The organism is Sphingobium sp. VMM (assembly GCF_056790315.1).
The window spans coordinates 65,027-82,501 of the sequence record NZ_JBXGSI010000002.1; the positions used below are offsets into that span (position 1 = coordinate 65,027).

The 17,475-nt window shown below is 65.7% G+C and carries 14 protein-coding genes; 9 read left to right on the top strand and 5 right to left on the bottom strand.

Annotated features, from left to right (window positions below):
* Positions 1-3: 3 nt before the first annotated feature.
* Both ectB and ectA read right to left on the bottom strand, forming a co-directional pair.
* Positions 4-1,314, bottom strand: coding sequence for a diaminobutyrate--2-oxoglutarate transaminase (gene ectB, locus ACUCV3_RS03000; protein WP_278377075.1), 1,311 nt, complete (start codon positions 1,312-1,314; stop codon positions 4-6).
* Between the two features lie 15 nt (positions 1,315-1,329).
* Positions 1,330-1,821, bottom strand: a complete 492-nt coding sequence (ectA, locus tag ACUCV3_RS03005) for a diaminobutyrate acetyltransferase (RefSeq protein WP_278377117.1) — start codon at positions 1,819-1,821, stop codon at positions 1,330-1,332.
* A gap of 264 nt (positions 1,822-2,085) precedes the next feature.
* On the opposite strand from ectA, the gene ACUCV3_RS03010 reads away from it, so the two are divergent.
* The 6 genes from ACUCV3_RS03010 to ACUCV3_RS03035 all read left to right on the top strand — a co-directional run bounded on the left by ACUCV3_RS03010 (position 2,086) and on the right by ACUCV3_RS03035 (position 7,204).
* Positions 2,086-2,574: a MarR family winged helix-turn-helix transcriptional regulator gene (locus tag ACUCV3_RS03010; protein ID WP_169861750.1), complete on the top strand. Its 489-nt coding sequence runs from the start codon at positions 2,086-2,088 to the stop codon at positions 2,572-2,574.
* A gap of 137 nt (positions 2,575-2,711) precedes the next feature.
* The gene (locus ACUCV3_RS03015) at positions 2,712-3,002 is read left to right on the top strand and encodes a hypothetical protein (protein ID WP_278377071.1); all 291 of its coding nucleotides are present in this window, start codon (positions 2,712-2,714) and stop codon (positions 3,000-3,002) included.
* A gap of 134 nt (positions 3,003-3,136) precedes the next feature.
* The gene (locus ACUCV3_RS03020; protein WP_278377069.1) at positions 3,137-3,634 is read left to right on the top strand and encodes a Csu type fimbrial protein; all 498 of its coding nucleotides are present in this window, start codon (positions 3,137-3,139) and stop codon (positions 3,632-3,634) included.
* Positions 3,635-3,655: 21 nt separating this feature from the next.
* A complete protein-coding gene (locus ACUCV3_RS03025; RefSeq protein WP_278377067.1) occupies positions 3,656-4,369 on the top strand; it encodes a fimbrial biogenesis chaperone in 714 nt (237 codons plus the stop codon).
* Between the two features lie 10 nt (positions 4,370-4,379).
* Positions 4,380-6,698: a fimbria/pilus outer membrane usher protein gene (locus ACUCV3_RS03030; protein WP_278377065.1), complete on the top strand. Its 2,319-nt coding sequence runs from the start codon at positions 4,380-4,382 to the stop codon at positions 6,696-6,698.
* A gap of 11 nt (positions 6,699-6,709) precedes the next feature.
* Positions 6,710-7,204 carry a Csu type fimbrial protein gene (locus ACUCV3_RS03035; protein WP_279606448.1) on the top strand — a complete coding sequence of 165 codons (495 nt, stop codon included), beginning with the start codon at positions 6,710-6,712 and terminating at the stop codon, positions 7,202-7,204.
* Between the two features lie 21 nt (positions 7,205-7,225).
* Here ACUCV3_RS03035 and ACUCV3_RS03040 read toward each other — a convergent pair whose 3' ends face one another.
* Genes ACUCV3_RS03040 through ACUCV3_RS03050 form a run of 3 tightly spaced genes read right to left on the bottom strand, consistent with a single transcriptional unit; the run spans position 7,226 to position 11,321 of the window.
* Positions 7,226-8,170, bottom strand: coding sequence for a diguanylate cyclase (locus ACUCV3_RS03040; protein WP_278377063.1), 945 nt, complete (start codon positions 8,168-8,170; stop codon positions 7,226-7,228).
* Positions 8,167-11,004 (bottom strand): response regulator, encoded by a 2,838-nt coding sequence (locus tag ACUCV3_RS03045; RefSeq protein WP_278377062.1) that lies wholly within the window; start codon positions 11,002-11,004, stop codon positions 8,167-8,169. The genes ACUCV3_RS03040 and ACUCV3_RS03045 overlap by 4 nt, the downstream gene beginning before the upstream one ends.
* Positions 11,001-11,321, bottom strand: coding sequence for a hypothetical protein (locus tag ACUCV3_RS03050; protein ID WP_010338507.1), 321 nt, complete (start codon positions 11,319-11,321; stop codon positions 11,001-11,003). Before ACUCV3_RS03050 ends, ACUCV3_RS03045 begins: the two co-directional genes overlap by 4 nt.
* A gap of 513 nt (positions 11,322-11,834) precedes the next feature.
* Here ACUCV3_RS03050 and ACUCV3_RS03055 point away from each other — a divergent pair.
* The 3 genes from ACUCV3_RS03055 to ACUCV3_RS03065 are packed head-to-tail and all read left to right on the top strand — an operon-like array spanning position 11,835 to position 17,462.
* Positions 11,835-13,364, top strand: coding sequence for a Wadjet anti-phage system protein JetA family protein (locus ACUCV3_RS03055; RefSeq protein WP_122928252.1), 1,530 nt, complete (start codon positions 11,835-11,837; stop codon positions 13,362-13,364).
* Positions 13,354-14,022, top strand: coding sequence for a DUF4194 domain-containing protein (locus tag ACUCV3_RS03060; protein ID WP_048938469.1), 669 nt, complete (start codon positions 13,354-13,356; stop codon positions 14,020-14,022). The genes ACUCV3_RS03055 and ACUCV3_RS03060 overlap by 11 nt, the downstream gene beginning before the upstream one ends.
* On the top strand, positions 14,019-17,462 hold the full coding sequence (locus tag ACUCV3_RS03065; RefSeq protein WP_122928253.1) for an SbcC/MukB-like Walker B domain-containing protein: 3,444 nt from the start codon (positions 14,019-14,021) through the stop codon (positions 17,460-17,462). Before ACUCV3_RS03060 ends, ACUCV3_RS03065 begins: the two co-directional genes overlap by 4 nt.
* Positions 17,463-17,475: the final 13 nt, after the last annotated feature.

A 17,475-nucleotide genomic window follows, 5' to 3' on the forward strand; every position in this document is an offset into this window, starting at 1 on the left:
CTCTTATTCTGCGGCGACGCCATAGATGACGGTCAGCGCGGACCGGATGCTCTCCTCGAGAATGTCGAGGCCGGCCGACAGCACGGCGTCCTCGATCACGAGGGGCGCCAGTATCTTGACGATCTCGTCATGCGCGCCGCTGGTTTCGATGATGAGCCCCTGCGCAAAGCAGGCGGCGGTGATGGCCTGAGCGACTTCGCCCGATCCGACGTCGATGCCGCGCATCATGCCGCGGCCGCGCGCCGACAGGCCATGTTCGGCCGCCATCGCGTCCAGCTGCCGTTCCAGCAGCGCGCCGCGACGGGCGATATCCTGCTCGAACTGCGCATCGCCCCAGAAATGGCGTAGCGCGGCGGTGGCGGTGACGAAGGCATGGTTATTGCCCCGGAAAGTGCCATTATGTTCGCCCGGCGCCCATTGATCCAGTTCCGGACGGAACAGGGTGAGCGCGAAGGGCAGACCCATGCCCGATAGCGACTTCGCCATGGTGACGATGTCGGGCGTGAAGCCCATGCCTTCGAAGCTGAAGAAATGGCCGGTGCGGCCACAACCAGCCTGGATATCGTCGACGATCATCAGCGCGCCATGGCGCCTGGCGATCTCGGCGATCCGACGCAGCCATTGCGGCGAGGCGGCATTGAGGCCGCCTTCCCCCTGCACCGTCTCCACCAAGATGGCGGCCGGCGCGTCGAGGCCGCTCGACGGATCGGACAGGCGCCGTTCCAGCAGGTCGGCAGTATCGACATCGGGACCATGATAGCCGTCATAGGGTTCATGGGCGACATGGCTGAGCGGCACGCCCGCGCCGCCGCGCTTGGCGGCATTTCCGGTGCAGGCGAGCGCGCCCAGCGTCATGCCGTGGAAACCGTTGGTGAAGGCGATCACCAGTTCGCGACCCGTTATCTTGCGCGCCAGCTTGATCGCGGCTTCGACCGCATTGGTGCCGGTCGGCCCGGTGAACATGGCGCGATAATCAAGCCCGCGGGGACGCAGGATCACATCCTCCAGCGTGGCAAGGAAGTCGGCCTTGGCATCGGTGTGCAGGTCGAGGCCATGGGTGATGCCGTCGCCGGCAATATAGTCGACCAGCGCAGCCTTCAGCACCGGGTGGTTGTGGCCATAGTTGAGCGTGGAGCAACCCGACAGGAAGTCGAGATAGCGGCCGCCCTGATTGTCGTGCATCCACACGCCTTCTGCGCGGTTGAACTGGCGCGGCATGGCGCGGGCATAGCTGCGCACGGCGGACTCGCGCCGCTCATAAATGGCCGTGTCGGGCATGGCGCTGGTGGGTTTGGGCTGGGTCGTGACGGTCATGCTTTTCAATCTCTCTCAACTCTGTGCCGGGGTCGGCAACGGGCCGATGCGTGCCTGCCATTCGGTGGCGTGGGCGCCGGCAAAATGGGCCTGTTCTTCAAAGCGGGCGGTCTTTTCGATCCGAACGCCCCACCGCCGCGCCAGCCCCTGGAACAGGGCCCAGGAGGCGCGATTATCGTCGGTGATGGTCGTCGTCAGATGGGCGACGCCGGCCTGTTCGGGCCGAGCCAGCAGCGCCTCGATCATGCGCCCGGCAAGGCGCTGGCCGCGCGCGGCGGAGGAAACCGCGACCTGCCACACGAAGAAATTGTCGGGCGCTGCCGGCGGGCGATAGCCCGATACCCAGCCGACCACCGCACCGCCGCGCTCTGCGACGATGCAACTGTCGGCAAAGTCCGTGCATTGCAGCAGGTTGCAATAGGCCGAATTGGGATCAAGCGGCGGACATGCCGCGATCAATCCGCTGATGGCCGGCCCGTCCGTGGCGACGGGCTTGCGTAAGACGATGTCCTGCCCCTCGCCCGATTGAGAGCGCGCAGAAGCCCGTGGCGGCGAAGCAGCCGCTGTAGCTTGGGAATCGAAGATTGTTCATCTCCCGAATTATATTTTACTCAGAGAAGCAGATTCTCCGGCGAGACGGGCGGTTATATGCCGATCACCGACGCCATCTTCAACCCCAAAGCCGAAATTATATTTCATATGATGAAGTATATGATGAGGAACTTTTGGCCCCGTTGGCGCTTTGCGGGACTTCGCGCTATGCGCCTTCCCATGGATTCCGAAATTGCCTCCCTGACCCTGCGCGCGCTGCGCCGCGTCCTGCGCGCGACCGAAATCGGCAGCCGTCAGCTGGCGACGACGACCGGGCTCACCCCCTCACAATTGCTGGTGCTACGGGAAATCGACACGCGCCTGTCCGTCACCCCCTCCGCCGTGGCGCAGGCGTTGCAATTCAGCCAGGCGACGATCACCGCGATCGTCGACCGGCTGGTCGCGCTCGGCTTCGTCCAGCGCCAGCGCGGCGAGCGCGACAAGCGCCAGATCCACCTGACCCTGCTGCCCGCCGGCCGCGACGCCCTGGCCGACGCCCCCGACCCGCTGCAGAAGCGCTTTACCGATCGCTTCGACGCCCTTCCCACTTGGGAACAGGCCATGATCCTTGCCGCGACGGAAAGGCTGGCGATGCTGATGGACGCAGATTCGATCGACGCCGCACCGCTGCTCGACAGCGGCCGGATCGACCGGTCCGAGCCGCTTTGACGCCCCACTGCGCTCCGCCGTCAGCGTCTCCCCCTTCATGGACTATGCATAGATTCCCTATTCGACGCATCGCCTACCCTTCGGCCGCCAGTCAGGAATCGCTGTCAGTTGCCGCTTCGATCCGTTAGGAGGGCGCGATGAACGGGGTTATTTGCATGTTGCGCCATTCCGGCCGCACCCTCCTGATTGCAGGATCGATGGCCATCGGCACTGCTGCGCCTGCGCAGCAGGCCGCGCATGGCTCGCTGCTGGTCGGCGCGGTGGTCGTGCAGCCCTGCCGCATTTCCAGCGAACAGGCTGCTGGAAATTGCGGACAATATCATTATCGCATGGTGAAATCGTCCAGCGACAACGGAACAGTCGCATCCCTTCGCAGCGGCAATATGGATCACAGCCGACAGGACGACATCCTGTCCTATGAGTTCTGAGGGACCGCCCCCTTTGCCTTGCGACGAAAGCGATTTACGCAAAATATTGGTAAAGCCGCCTTTTGCCCAAAAGCGCGTTATTAACCGACATTGACGATACTCCCTCCATCAAAGCTTGAGGTGTTGGAGGACACATGTTTCGTTTCAAACTGGCCGCATCCCTCGCAGCTACGGCCCTGCTGACGGGTCTTGCAGGCACGGCCCAGGCAGCCACCACCACCACGACCTTCCCGGTTACCGCAACCGTGATCAAGGCCTGCGTCGTGTCGGCCACGGCGCTGGCGTTCGGCAATTATGACCCGACCGCAACCGGGCCGACCGACGCCACCTCCACCCTGTCGGTTCTCTGCACGGTCGGCACCACCTACACGGTCGGCCTGACCGCGGGCACGGCATCGGGGGCAACAGTGACCACGCGCAAGATGTCGAGCGGAAGCAATCTGCTGAGCTATGCGCTGTATCAGGATTCGGCGCTCACGACGAACTGGGGCAACACGCCTGCAACCGACACCGCCGCCGCGACGGCGCCGGTCGGCACCAATGCCCTGACCGTCTATGGCCGGATCACGGCCGGCCAGAATGTCCCGATCGGTTCCTATAGCGACACCATCACCGTCAACGTCGTCTATTGATCGATCCGGAGCGAGGCGGCCATGCCCAAGATGTTCGCACGACGCGCGGCAGCGGCCCTGCTCGCCCTGGCACAGCCAACCACCGCCTGGGCCGCGACGCTGAAAATCTATCCGGTCCTGGTCGCGCTTGACGACAAGACCCCGGTCGAGACGATGACGATCGAAAATAGCGGCGATGCCCCCGCCCGCATGCAGGTGCGGGTCGTGGCATGGCGGCAGGATAATGGGCAGGATCTGTTCGAGGAAACACGCGACATCCTGGCCAATCCGCCGCTGTTCGAAATAGCCGCAGGCGGGCAGCAGATTGCGCGCTTCGGCCTGCGCACGGCCGCCTCACCGACCGAGAAAAGCTATCGCGTCTTCCTGGAGGAGATCCCGACCGATCGCCCGACCGCCGCTGGCGAGATCCGCACATTGCTGCGCGTCAGCATCCCGATCTTCGTGACCGCGCCCGGTGCGCAGGCATCCCTGGCGTGGCAGCTGACCGCCACCAATGACAGGCAGCTCACGCTGACCGCACGCAATGAAGGCAGCGCGCACGTCCACCTCAATCGCCTTGACCTGAAGCGGGCCGACGGCACCGCATTGGCGACAAGGCAGGAATCGATCTACATCCTTCCCGGCGCGACACGCAGCTTCCTGTTCGACATGCAACGACCGGTGGGCGGCGGAGAGAAGCTGACGCTGGAGGCGGCCACCGGCCAGCGCAGCCTGACCGCAGAGCTCGTCCTCTAGTCGGCATCCCATGCCGGTGGGACGCGCTAGCACCCTTCTTGTCCTGCCCTGCGTCGTGGCCAGTTGCGGCATCGCCAGCGCGCAGGACAGCGCGCCGACGACAGGCGCGATTGCGACGACGGCAGACGCGACGGCGACGGCGACAATGATGCTGGCCTCGGTCACGCTCAATGGCCGGCTGTTGCCAGGCGACTATCTGCTTGCGCAGCGCGCCGGCACATTCCTGGTGCGCGTGAAGGATCTGGCCGCCTGGCGGATGCGCCCGCCGACCGGCACTGCAATGATGATCGATGGCGACGCCTTTGTCGCGCTATCCGCGCTCGGCGGCGTCGCGGCCGCCTTCGACGAGCCCAACCAGGCCCTGTTGCTGACGGTGTCGCCCGAAGCCTTCGAAGCGACCAGCGTTGCGCCGGCCAGCGCCGTCGCCGCGCCCAGCGACAATATGCTCGCCGCCTTCCTCAACTATGACATTTCTGCCGAATATGCCGGCAAGGCGCGCCTGGGCGCCTTCGTGGAGGCCGGGCTGTCCGATGACTGGGGCGTGGTGTCGAACAGCATGTTGCTGGGCGACGGCACGGTCTATGGCCGGGCGACCCGGCTGGACAGCTATTATCTGCGTGACGATCCGATCAACCTGACGCGCCTCGTCATCGGCGATGGCGTGACGGACGCGCGCGACTGGACGCGGCAGATCCGCTTTGGCGGCGTGCGCTTCGGCACCGAGTTCGCCCTGCAGCCAAGCCTCCTGACCTTTCCGACCCCGTCCCTTGCCGGCAGCGCTGCCGTGCCGTCGAACGTGGAGCTGCTGGTGAACGGCACCCAACGCTTCCAGACCGACGTCGGCCAGGGGCCCTTCTCCATCAACCAGGTGCCGCTGGTCACGGGCGCCGGCCAGGTGACGCTGGTCATCCGCGATCCGCTGGGCGTGGAGCGGCGCGTCACGTCGAGCTACTATGTGAGTTCCCACCTGCTCCGCGCGGGCCTGGCATCCTGGTCTATGGAGGCAGGAGCCGAACGGCGCGGCTATGGGCTGCGCAGCTTCGGCTATGACAATCCCTTCCTGGCCGGCACCTATCGCCGCGGCCTGACCGACCGGCTGACGATCGAGGGACGGGCCGAAGCCAGCGCCAACGTCACCATGGCCGGCGGCGGCGTCAACATGATCATCGTTCCGATCGGCGAGATCAGCCTAGCGGCAGCGGGATCGACGAGCCAGGTCGGCGAGGGCCTGTTGTATCGAGCGGCCTTCGCCCGCAACGCACCGACCTGGAACGTCGCTCTCAGTTATCAGCGGGCGTCGAACCGCTATCGCGAAATCGGCGTGGAGCGCGACAGCGAGCGGATCGTGGAACAGGTGCAGGGCTCTGCCGGATGGAGCCTGGGCACGATGGGCACGATCGGCGCATCCTATACCAGCCTGACCTATGCCGACAGCCAGTCCGCCCGCGTCCTGTCGGGCAATTACAGCCTGTCCCTGCGCGACAAGGCCTTTGTCAGCGCCTACGCGATCCGCAGCCGCTTTTCGGAAAGCGGCCATGAAAACAGCATCGGCTTCAACCTGACCATCCCCTTCGGCCCGCGCAGCAGCGCCTATCTCCAGGCCGACCGGGGTGGCGTGCGGGCGGAAATGCGCAGCACCCCGCCGCAAAGCGGCGGCTGGGGCTATCGGGCGGCGATTTCGACCGGCAGCAATGCGCAGCAACAGGGCGAGATTCTGTGGCGCGGCAATGCGGCGGAGATGACCGCGCAGGTGGACCGTGCCGGCGGACAAACCGGTTGGCGTGTCACCGGCCAGGGCGGGCTGTTGCTGGCCGATGGCGCGCTGTTCCCGACCCGCCGGGTGGAAAGCGGTTTTGCCGTGGTGCGCGTGCCCGGCCAGGCAGATGTGCGCATCTATCAGGAAAACCGACTGGTCGCGCGGACCGACGCCCGTGGCATGGCCGTCATTCCCGACCTGCGCCCCTATGAAGTCAATCGCCTCAGCATCGCGGCGGCGGACGTGCCGATCGACATCCGGATGCCCAATGACCAGATCAGGGTAGTGCCGCGCTACCGGGGTGCCGTCAGCGCACGTTTCGTCGCGGTCCGGGAGCATCCGGCGACATTGCGCATCGTCCTGCCGGGCGGCGCGCCGGCGGAAATCGGCGCCAGCGTCACCGCGGAAGATGAAAAATCCTTTGTCGGCAATGATGGTGCCGTCTTCATCCGCAGCCTTCATCCCGGCATGATGCTGACCGTCGATACGGGGCACGGCCCCTGCCATGTTCGGGTCGACGCCGTGCCGGACGAAATGCTACCAGTGATCGGGCCGCTGACATGCGTGCCATAAGGAGGATGAGGATGCGCACTGGCCATGCCCTCTACGCCGTTGCGGTCGCGCTGGCGGCCCTGTTCATGGCGACACCCGCGCAGGCAGCGTGTGATCCCCTGGCCCTGTGCACCTGTACCGTATCGGCAAGCGGCCTGAGCTTCGGCAATTACAACCCGGTCGCCAGCGGGGATAATGATTCATCGGGAACGGTGCGCGTGCGCTGCTCGCTGGTGGTCGCACTGGGCGGCAGTTACACGATCCAGCTGAGCAAAGGGACATCGTCCACCTATGCGCCGCGCGTCCTGACCAGTGGCGGCTCGACGCTCGCCTATAATCTCTACACCAGCAATGCGCGCAACCAGGTCTGGGGCGATGGGACCGGCGGATCGCAGACGGTGACCAGCAATTTCATCGCGCTGCTGAACCTGGACCAGACCACGACGGTATATGGCCGTATCCCGGCCGGGCAGAATGTCCCGCCGGGCAGCTATTCGGACACGGTGCTGGTCACGGTCATCTTCTGATCTGGCGTCTCTGAACAGCGCCTATTCATTGGCTGCCAGGGAATAGCCATGGCAGGTCTGCGCGTCGAACTGGCTGGTCGTGATGCAATCGCGGCCGCGCTGCTTGCTGGCGTAAAGCTGGCGATCGGCTTCCGCCATCCACAGCTCGGCGGGCAGGTCGGCATGGCAACGGGCACTGGCGACGCCAATGCTGACGGTGATGAAGGGACTGACCTGCGACTGGGCATGGGGAATGTTGAGCGACTGGATCTGCAGCCGGATTTCCTGCGCAACCAGTTCTGCCCCCTGGGGGTCCGCGCCGGGCAGGATGCAGGCAAATTCCTCGCCGCCATAGCGCGCCGGCAGGTCGGTCGCGCGCTTGACCGCACGGGTCAGCGCGGCGCCGACCATCGCGATGCAGCGATCCCCGGCGGGATGGCCATAGGTGTCGTTGAACTGCTTGAAGAAATCGATGTCGAGCATGATGACCGACATCCATTCCCCGGTCCGGGTCAAGCGCGCGCTTTCCGCCTGCAGCGACCGTTCCATGTGGCGACGATTGCTCAGGCCCGTCAGCGCATCGGTGACGGCCAGCGTCGCGAGCTGATCGCGCAGGCGCTTGAGTTCGACATGGTTGCCGACCCGCGCGCGCAATATCGCCGGCTGGATCGGCTTGGTCACATAGTCGATCGCGCCCAGCGACAGGCCGCGCATCTCATCTTCCGTATCGCCAAGCCCGGTGGTGAAGATGATCGGTATATCGACCAGCATGATGTCCGCCTTGATCTGGCGACAGACTTCGAACCCGTCGATGCCCGGCATCAGCACATCCAGCAGGATCAGGTCGGGCTGCACCGTGCGTGCAATGTCCAGCGCCTGCTGGCCCGACGTGGCGAAGCAGATCTCATAATCATCCTCCAGCACGGCGTTCATGATTTCGATGTTCGAAATCTCGTCATCGACGATCAGGATGGTGGCCTTGCTCATGACGTCGCTCCTGCCCGATCGATCGACCGGCCTGCTGTGCCCGCGCCCGGCGCATCGATCAGCGCGAGGGCGGTTTCATAATCCAGTTGCTCCAGCGCCCGCTGAACCGGATGGCCGGAGCGCTGCTCGGGCGTCAGTCCCATTGCCTGCGCCAGCCGCTCGAACCCGGCGCGGGCGCTGAGGCTCCGACGCGCGAGCAGCCCGCGCAACTCGGTGCGCGCCTGTTCGACCGCGTCATCATCCTGGACGGTGACGATCGCGACGTCCGATGCCTCTGCCCCCGCCGTCAGGCTGCGCGCGGCGGCGATCGCTGGTGCTATCGCCACCTCCAGATCGACGATCGCGGCCAGCGCCGGCCCGGTTTCATCCGCCGCCAACATTCGTTCGATGTCCGACGCGATCTGCTGGACGCCGGGCAGTTCCAGCGATCCGGCCACGCCCTTCAGGCTATGGGCCAGGCGCCGCGCATCGGGCAGCAACCCTGCCGCCAAATGCGCCCGCAAATCCCGGCCGACATGGTCATAGCTGTCACCGAAGGTGACGATCAGCTTGCGCAGCAGCCCGGTCTTGCCATTGACCCTCGCCAGTGCGGCGGGCAGGTCGAAGGGCGGCAGCCGATCGGGCAGCGACGAACCGGCAACCGTCGGCACGACCGGCGACGGCAGCGGCGTGGTCACTCGCCCCGCCTTCAGCCAGCGATCCAGCACCCGGACCAGCACCGGCGGCTCCACCGGCTTGGCGATATGATCGTTCATGCCCGCGGCCTTGCAGCGCTGCTTTTCCTCCTCATAGGCATGGGCCGTCATGGCAATGATCGGCAGATCCTCGGCGCTCCACTGCTCGCGGATGATGCGGGTGGCGCTGATGCCGTCCATTTCGGGCATCTGCACGTCCATCAGCACGGCGGCATAACCCGCCCCCTTATCGCGCACCATGTCGCAGGCGATGCGGCCATTTTCCGCGAAATCCACCTTCAACCCGGCATCGTCCAGCAGTTCGGCCGCAATCTCGCGATTGATCTCATTATCCTCGACCAGCAGCACGCGCAGCCCGCGCAGCGCTTCGGCCACCATCGGCAGGGCGGGCGTGCCCGGCGCGGCGACATGAACGACGGGCGCATGTTCCTCGGCGAAAATCTCGGTGATCGTATCGAGCAATATCTTGGGCACGACCGGCTTGGTCAGGAAGGCGGCAACCTTGTCGGTATCGACACCCTGCAACAGATCGTCGGCGCCATAGGCGGTGATGATGAGCGCCTTGGGCTGGGGATGGCGCAGCGCCCTGCCGCGCAGCGCATCGACCGTCTCCATCCCGTCCAGGCCGGGCATCTTCCAGTCGAGCAGGGCCAGGTCATAGGGCTCGCCCCGTTCGTCGGCATGTTCGATCGCGGCGATCGCCTCGCCACCCGACGCCACCAGATCCACCGCCATGCCCCAGCCGGCAAAGACGTCATGGATGATCTGGCGCGACGCCGGATTGTCGTCGGCGGCCAGTACGCGCAGCCGGCGGACATGCGCCGACATCGGCATTTCCAGTCCCATCGCCCGGTCGTCCGCATCCATCAGCATGTGGCAGATGAAGCTGCTGCCCTGGCCGGGTGCGCTCTCGACCGCAATGTCGCCGCCCATCTGCTCCACGATCTGGCGACAGATGGCGAGGCCAAGGCCGGTGCCACCGAAGCGGCGCGTGGTCGAACTGTCCGCCTGGGTGAAGGAATGGAACAGCGATTTCTGCTGCTCGGGCGTCATGCCGATGCCGGTGTCGCGCACCGCCAGCTTCAGCCGCACCCGGCCATTCTGCTCGGACGCCGAAAGGCCGATGGTGACGGTGCCTTCCTCGGAAAATTTGACGGCGTTGCTCATCAGGTTGAGCACCACCTGGCAGAAACGCATTTCGTCGCCGATCAGCCGCTCGGGCACATCGGCGTCGACCCGCGAGACGACCCTGACCTGCTTCGCCTCGGCATTGGCCGCGACCAGCTGGATCTGGTTCTCGATCGCGCTGCGCAGGGTGAAAGGATGCGCCTCCAACGTCAGCTTGCCCGCTTCATTCTTCGAGAAATCGAGGATGTCGTTGATCAGCCGCAGCAGCGACACGCCAGCCTGATTGATCTTGCCGATATAATCCTGCTGCTTGGGGTCGAGGTCGGTCCGGGCGACCAGATGGCAGAAGCCCAATATGGCATTCATCGGCGTGCGGATTTCATGGCTCATATTGGCCAGGAACAGGCTCTTCGCGCGATTGGCCTCCTCGGCCTCGCGGGTCCGCGCCTCCAACGCCTGATTCTTGGCCAATATCTCCTCGCCCATCTTCTGGTTGCGCTGAAAACTCTCGACCAGCTTGTCGCTCAGCCAGACCAGCACCGCCGTCTGGAAGGCGACGATGCCGGCATGCAGCAGCACCCGTTCCAGATTGCCTTGCCCCGGAAACACCGCATAGGGCAGCAGATAGAGCAGCAGCAGATGATGCAGCGCCGTCGCCGTCGCCGCCGCCAGGATGGCGCGCTTGTCGCACCAGGCGATGGTCAGCGCCAGCATGGCGAAGAAATACATGTGCATGTCCATCTGCCAGGCATGGCCGCGCAGCAGGAACAGCAGGATCGCCGGCTCGCCCATCAGTGCGACGGCGGACAGATAGCGGGTTGCAGGGGCGATCCCCTGCCGCCACCAGGTCAGATGATAGGCCCCCGCCAGCAATGTGCCGCCCAGCGCCGCCGCGATCGGCGAATGGCCTGTGAGCAGGGCCACCGTCGCCAGCAACGGCACATGCGCCCAGAAGAGCGGCACGAGGAAGCGACCGAAATGGAAACGCAGCTTGTCCAGTTCGATAATCATGATGTCTGCCCCCCCGGCAATGGTTCGCCGCATTCGATCCGCGACGGCGTCGCAATCACGCCCCAGGCCCCCGCCCTGCGCAACGCCGCCGCGAAATCCGGCCGGTTCGACCCGGCAATGATGATGTTGGACAGGCGCCCCATGCCGACCAGCCCCCCGTCGGCCGCCCGCACCAGGTTGATCGCCTCGGCCCGCGACGCCCCCCAGGGCGCGATCACCAGATAGCGTCCCGAGCCGCTGCCGCTCATGATCCAGGCGGCCGCCAGCCCGACCAGCCCCGCCAGCAACAGCAAAGCCGCAGGCAAATAGGCGGACATGGCGCAGGACGCGTCCATGCTGCCCGCGCGCGCGGGAGGGTTCAAAACCTTGAGCAACCTTGCCTCATTCATTGCATTATTAGGCCATGGAAGCATTTTACAATGGTTAAGAGGCCTTTGCCTGTTCTGTTCGCAAAATGATCGCCCGCCTTTCTCGACATGGCCAATATTTACATATGAAATTACAGAAAACGGGCTTGGATTGGCGGCATAATTTACAAGTTATACGTCAACCGCGCTCTCTTTTCTGCAATTCCGGCATCGGCTTGCCCGGCTCGCCCGAACATGGCATCTGCGCCGGCCGAACCCATATTTTTGCCGGACGAGCCCCTGTCTATGGTCGAGCGCAACGCTGCGCCCGGCCCTTGGAGGCGCTTCTCCGGCATCGCCGAGGACAATGCGCCAGCCTGCCCGTCATCCGTCTCTGTCCGACCATCAGCGCACCGGCGATGTCTCCATCGCCGCGACCGCACCCGATCGCGCGTCCCGTCCGGCCGCGCATGGTGCGGCCTGATGCTGTTCGGCCAGCTTCATTCCGATATCTTCGCGCTGTTCGCCGGGTCGAACCGCTTTCTCTATGAGCGCGTGCTGATCGGCCTCTATGAAGGCTTCTACCGTTCCGACCTGCATTTCCCGACCCAGGGTGAGGTCGTCCAGCTGATCTACACGCTGCTGGGCGACAATGCGGAGCTGTGGCGCGAGGATGAAAGCCCGGTGGTACTGGACAAGCTGGCCGCGCGACCGGGCCGCCGCGTGCGCCGGCGCAAGCTGGAAGCCGCCGACGCGCAGGCCACCAGCGCGGCGATGATGCGCGCCCGGCATATCTACAACCGGCTTCAGGCTACCGGCTGGATCGAAGAGAGCCGCTATGGCCTGAAGGTCACGGTCGACATGCCCGCTGGCGCCATGCGCCTGGCCGAATTTCTCTGCAGCTTGCGCGAAGGCCTGTCCGACCAGCTTGGCGGCCTTGTCATCCAGGTGAAGAACGAGCTGGAAGCCCTGCAGCGCAATGCGCGGGAAAATGCGCCCGGCCTGCACAAGGCGGCGCGCGACGCCGCCAGCTTCGGCCGCTATCTGCGCAGCGTGCTGAGCGCGCTGCGCGACATCGACAAGCGGGTGGTGGAAAGCGACAGCGTCGGCCGCCGGCTGCGCCATTATTTCGAGGATTTCGTCGAGAAGCTGCTGCTGCAGGATTATGCGGCCATCTCGACCACTTCCCACCCCTATCGCTTCCGCCATCGCATCTTCACCGCGCTGGACGCGATCGAGGATTCGATCGCCGACGTCGCCGCCATCGCCGAAGCCTATAATGAGGCCCGACTGGCGCCCGATCCGTCTGCCGCCCGCGATCTGGTCTATGACGATCTGCACAAGGTGCGGCGCGTGTTCGACCAGATAGAGGAGGCTTTCGAGCGCATCCAGCAGCATCGCAGCCGGCTGGAGACGCGGCTGCGCAACACCGTCCGCTATGCCGGACGGCGCGGCAACAGCTTCCTCCAGCGCAGCGAGCCGATGCTGCTGCAACTCGATCGGCTGCTCGCCCGGACGGATGGACAGGATATGGCGCCGTCCATGTCCGGTCTGCTGGAACCGCGCCGGTCCTACTGGTCCCCCGCCCTGCTTGCTCGGCCGCGCACCTATCGTTCGACGGTTTCGGGCGGCCTGCTGGTCCTGCCGCCGCCCGATCCCCTGCGCGAATGGCGCAAGCGGCTGGACCGGGACTATCTGGCCCGCCTTGCCGTCACGCCCGAACAGGTGAGCCGCTTCCTCGAACGGCGCGTGGCGCCCTTCGGATCGGGCGAGGCCAGCCGCTTCGCGATCGAGACGGTCGATGATTTCCTGACGCTCGAAGCGCTGCGCCTGTCCGTGCTGGCCGCCGATGCCGACGGCCGGGGCAATACCATCGCCAACCATCTGGCGCCCCATTTCCGCTTCTCGGTCGATACCGGATCGACCATCGACAATGACTGGCTGCACTGCGCGGGCTTCACCGTCTCGCGCATCGGCGATGCCGTGACCCCAGAGATACAAGATGCTCAGTGAATTTCAGACCCTGGAGGCGCGCGATCCGCGCCGGATGCACCGCGTGACCCAGGCGATCAGCCAGTTGCTGCGCCATCAGTTCCTGCATGTGCAGGATCGCGGCTCATCGGCGCTGCTCGAAGTCCTGCTCCGCCCCGAGGTCGAGCGGCTGGTGGCGGATTATTTCGAAGTCGCCGGCTACCGGCTGGTGGTGCGCGAAAGCGAGGGCTGGGCCGGCATCCTGCCCGACACCGAACAGATCGGCCATCCGCGCATGCGGATCGACGAGACGCTGGTGCTGCTGCTGTTCCGCCGATTGTGGGAAGAAGGCATCCAGGAAGGCGATGTCGAACGCTATGGCAGCGTGATGGTGACGCTCAACGCCGCCTATGACGCCTATCAGGACATGGTCGCCCGCGCCCGCCGCGCGACGCTGGGCATCAACGAGTTCAAGGCACTGGTCACCGCACTCGACCGCCGGGCGATCGTCCATATGGGCGACATCGACGACGAGATGGAGGACATGCCGATCACCATCCGCGCGCTGATCGCCACCGTCGCGGGCGAGGAGTTCATGGCCCATCTCGAACAATTGCTGGCCGGCGGCGACTATCAGGAAAGCGAGACGGAGGAGCCCGTCATCGATCTGGATGACGCCGACGAGGAGGAGGTCGCATGATGCAGCTTGCCCATATCGCACTGGTGCAATGGCATCTGTTCGGTCGCGAGGACCTGGCCGTCGGCGGCGACACCGCCGTGCTGGGCCAGAACCGCTCCGGCAAGTCGACGCTGATCGACCTCATCCAGGCGGTGATGACCGGCGGTTCGCGGCGCTGGTATCAGTTCAATCGTTCCGCCGGCGAAACCGGCAGCCGCAAGTCGGAACGCACGCTGCGCGGCTATTGCCTCGGCCAGCTCAACGAACATGAATTTTTGCGCCAGGAATCCGTCACCCACATCGTGCTGACGTTCGACGATCCCGATGGCCTGCGTCCGCCGGTGAGTGTGGGCCTGTGCGTCGAGGCATCCGCGATCGAGGATGCGCAGGTGGTCGGCCGCTATATCGCGCCCGGCGTGCGGGTGGATACCGATCTGCTGATCGAGCATCTGGACGGCGGGCAGCAGCGCTCGGCGCCCTGGAGCCTGGTGCGCGAACGGCTGGAGCAGGCCTGCACAGCGGCCGGCACCCAACTCATTCGCCCCGACGGCCCACGCAACCATATCCGCGAATATATGCGCCAGCTGTTCACCGGCCGGCGCCACAGCGATCCGGATCGGTTCATCCGCGCCTTCGTCATGGCCCTGTCGTTCGAGGATATGCGCTCGGTCGAGGGCTTCGTGCATAATTTCCTGCTCGCCCGGAACGACATCGACATCGGCGAGCTGCGCGAGGGCATCCAGCGCTATCGCGACATCCAGAAGGATGTGCATGAGCTGGAACGGCGGCTCGACGCGCTGCGGGCGCTGGCCGAACTTGTGTCCCGCTTCGTCACCTTGCTGGAACGGGAGGATGTCGCCCGTGGCACCGCCCGCCTCGCCGCCATGATCGAGGCGGGCGCCGCGCTGATCGCCAATCTGCGCGAACGGCGCGACACGCTGGCGGAACTGGACGACATCCAGCACGATATCGGCCGCTGCGATGCGGAGATCGCGGCACTGGGCGATCGGCAGGACAGCCTGCTCGCCCAGTCCGTGGCGGAGGGTGCTGCCGGCAAGCGTGCCGTGGTCGCCAGCGAACTCAAGGCCGTGGACCTGGCCCGCACCGGCGTGGTGCAACGGCTCGAAGCCCGCTTCCGTGCGGCCGCGCTCGGCGCCAGCCTGCTCGACCATCGCGAGCGGCTCGCGCCCCTGAAACTCGGCGCCCTGTTCCAGGCGCTGGAGGCGCTGCGGCAGCAGAGCGACGGGCTGGAGCCGCCGACATGGCCACGCGATCCGCTGGCGATGGAGGATCTGATCGCCACCGCCCGCCGCAGCGCCATCGATAGCGTCGCCAAGATCCAGGAACGGCGCGACCAGGCGATCGCCCAGCGGCGTGGCCTGCAGGACGAACTGCCCGATCTGGTCGCGCGCCGCGACAAGGCGCGCGCCGGCCAGGTGAGCCTGGATGATCGCACCATCCGCCTGATGGCCGCGCTGGAGCGGGAGAATATGCGCCCGCGCACGCTCTGCCAGGTGGCCGAAATCGTCGATCCGCAATGGCGCGAAGCGGCCGAGGCACTGCTCGGGCGCGACCGAGAGGCGATCCTGGTCGATCCCGAACATGCGTCCCGCGCGGTCGAGATCGTGCGCGCCAACCGCGACGGCTTCCGCGGATGCCGGGTCATCAACAGCCGGCGCCTCGCCGAACAGCCGCCCGGCTTCGACACCGATTCCCTCGCCACCGTCTTTGCCAGCGACGATCCGCTGGCGATCGCCTTCCTGCGCTTCCGCACGGGTCAGGTGCGCCTCGCCGGCACCCAGGCGGAATTGCTGGCGGGCGGCCGCGCGATCATGCGCGATGGCGCCTATAATAGCGGCATCGTGGTCGAGGTGCTGCGCACCCGCGACCTCAAGATCGGCCGGGCCGCAGCCCCGCTGATGGAGGCCGAACTGCTCGCCCGGATCGAGGATCGGCAGGCGCTGATCGCCGTCCATGCCGAAACCGAGCGGTTCCATGACGATATTCATCGCAAGCTGCTGCCGCTGATGGCCGATGTCGATCCGGCCGACCGGCTCGACCTGCTGGTCGCCGCGATCGACCAGCATGAGGAAAGCCGCACCGAATTGCAGCACCGGCTCGACAAGATCGCGATGACGGTCGATCCGGCGATCCAGCACAATCTGGACAAGGTGAAGCTGCAACTGCGCAGCGCCACCGAGGAAAAGGAAGAACTGATCGGCCGGCGCGGCCAGCTTGGCCAGGCCAGGATCGAAATCCAGCGGCGGCTGGATGCGGGCGATGCCCAGCCCGGCTCCTGGCTCTGCCTGCGCTCGCGGCGCGCCCTGTTCAAGGATCGGGTGCGCTCATCGGCCAGCCTCTCGATCCTGCGCGAGGCCTATCGCCAGCAGCGCGGACGTCCCCTGCCCCGACTGGTGCAGGAGATGATGAAGCGCGCGGACGAGGCCCGCGACGCCTATCAGGCGTTGCAGGGCGAAATTCGCGAGACGCTGGGCCATTACCGCGCCGATTTCGACAATAGCGCGCCCATTGCCCTGCCCGGCGCGATCGCGACCGAGGTGAAGCCCTGGCTCGCCGCCAATATCGCGGCGCTGGAGGAAAATGAGCTGATCCAGTATCGGCGCCAGGCCGACGAAGCCGCCGAGCAGATCGGCCAGCTGTTCCGCACCGCCTTCATCCATGAGCTGAACGCCCGCTTCAACGATCTGCGTTCGGAGTTGGACAACCTCACCCGCGCGCTGCGGATGCGGCCGCTCCACGGCGAGATCTACACGCTCCATGCCCGTCCCAAGGAGGAGTTTGCCGCGCTCCACCGGCTGGCGCGCGAGAGCGAGCATGACGAACTGACCTTCGACGCCCTCTTTGGCCGGGCCGCCCCGCGCGACGCCGAACATGCCCAGGCGCTGGCGGAGGTCGAACGGCTGCTGAGCGACGAGTCCCTCGATTTCTCGGCCTACCAGGATTACCGCAACTATTTCACCTTCGACCTGCGCATGAAGGATGTGAACAAGGGGCGCACCACCAGCTATGACAAGCGCAAGGGCACGGCGAGCGGCGCGGAGCGGCAAGTGCCCTATTATGTGGTGATCGGCGCGGCGCTGGCCAGCATCTATCATGGCGCGCGCCGGCAATATGAGCGGGCGGAGCTGGGTCTGGGCCTTGCCGTGTTCGACGAGGCGTTCAGCAAGATGGACGGCCCCAACCAGCGCACCCTGCTCGAATTTTACGACGATATCGGGCTGCAGGTGGTGATCGCCGCCCCATCGGAAAAGCGCGCGGTCGTCTATGAAAATCTCGACAGCGTGATCGACGTGTTCCGCCATGGCGACAATGCCAGCGCCGAAGCCGTCCGCATCAAGCCCCATGCCCGCACCCAGATGCGCGCCGCCAACCCGCAGCATCTGGACGATGCCGCGCTGGCCGAACGGCTCGACCTCTTCGCGCTCGACAGCGCGGAATAGGACAAGGCGGCTT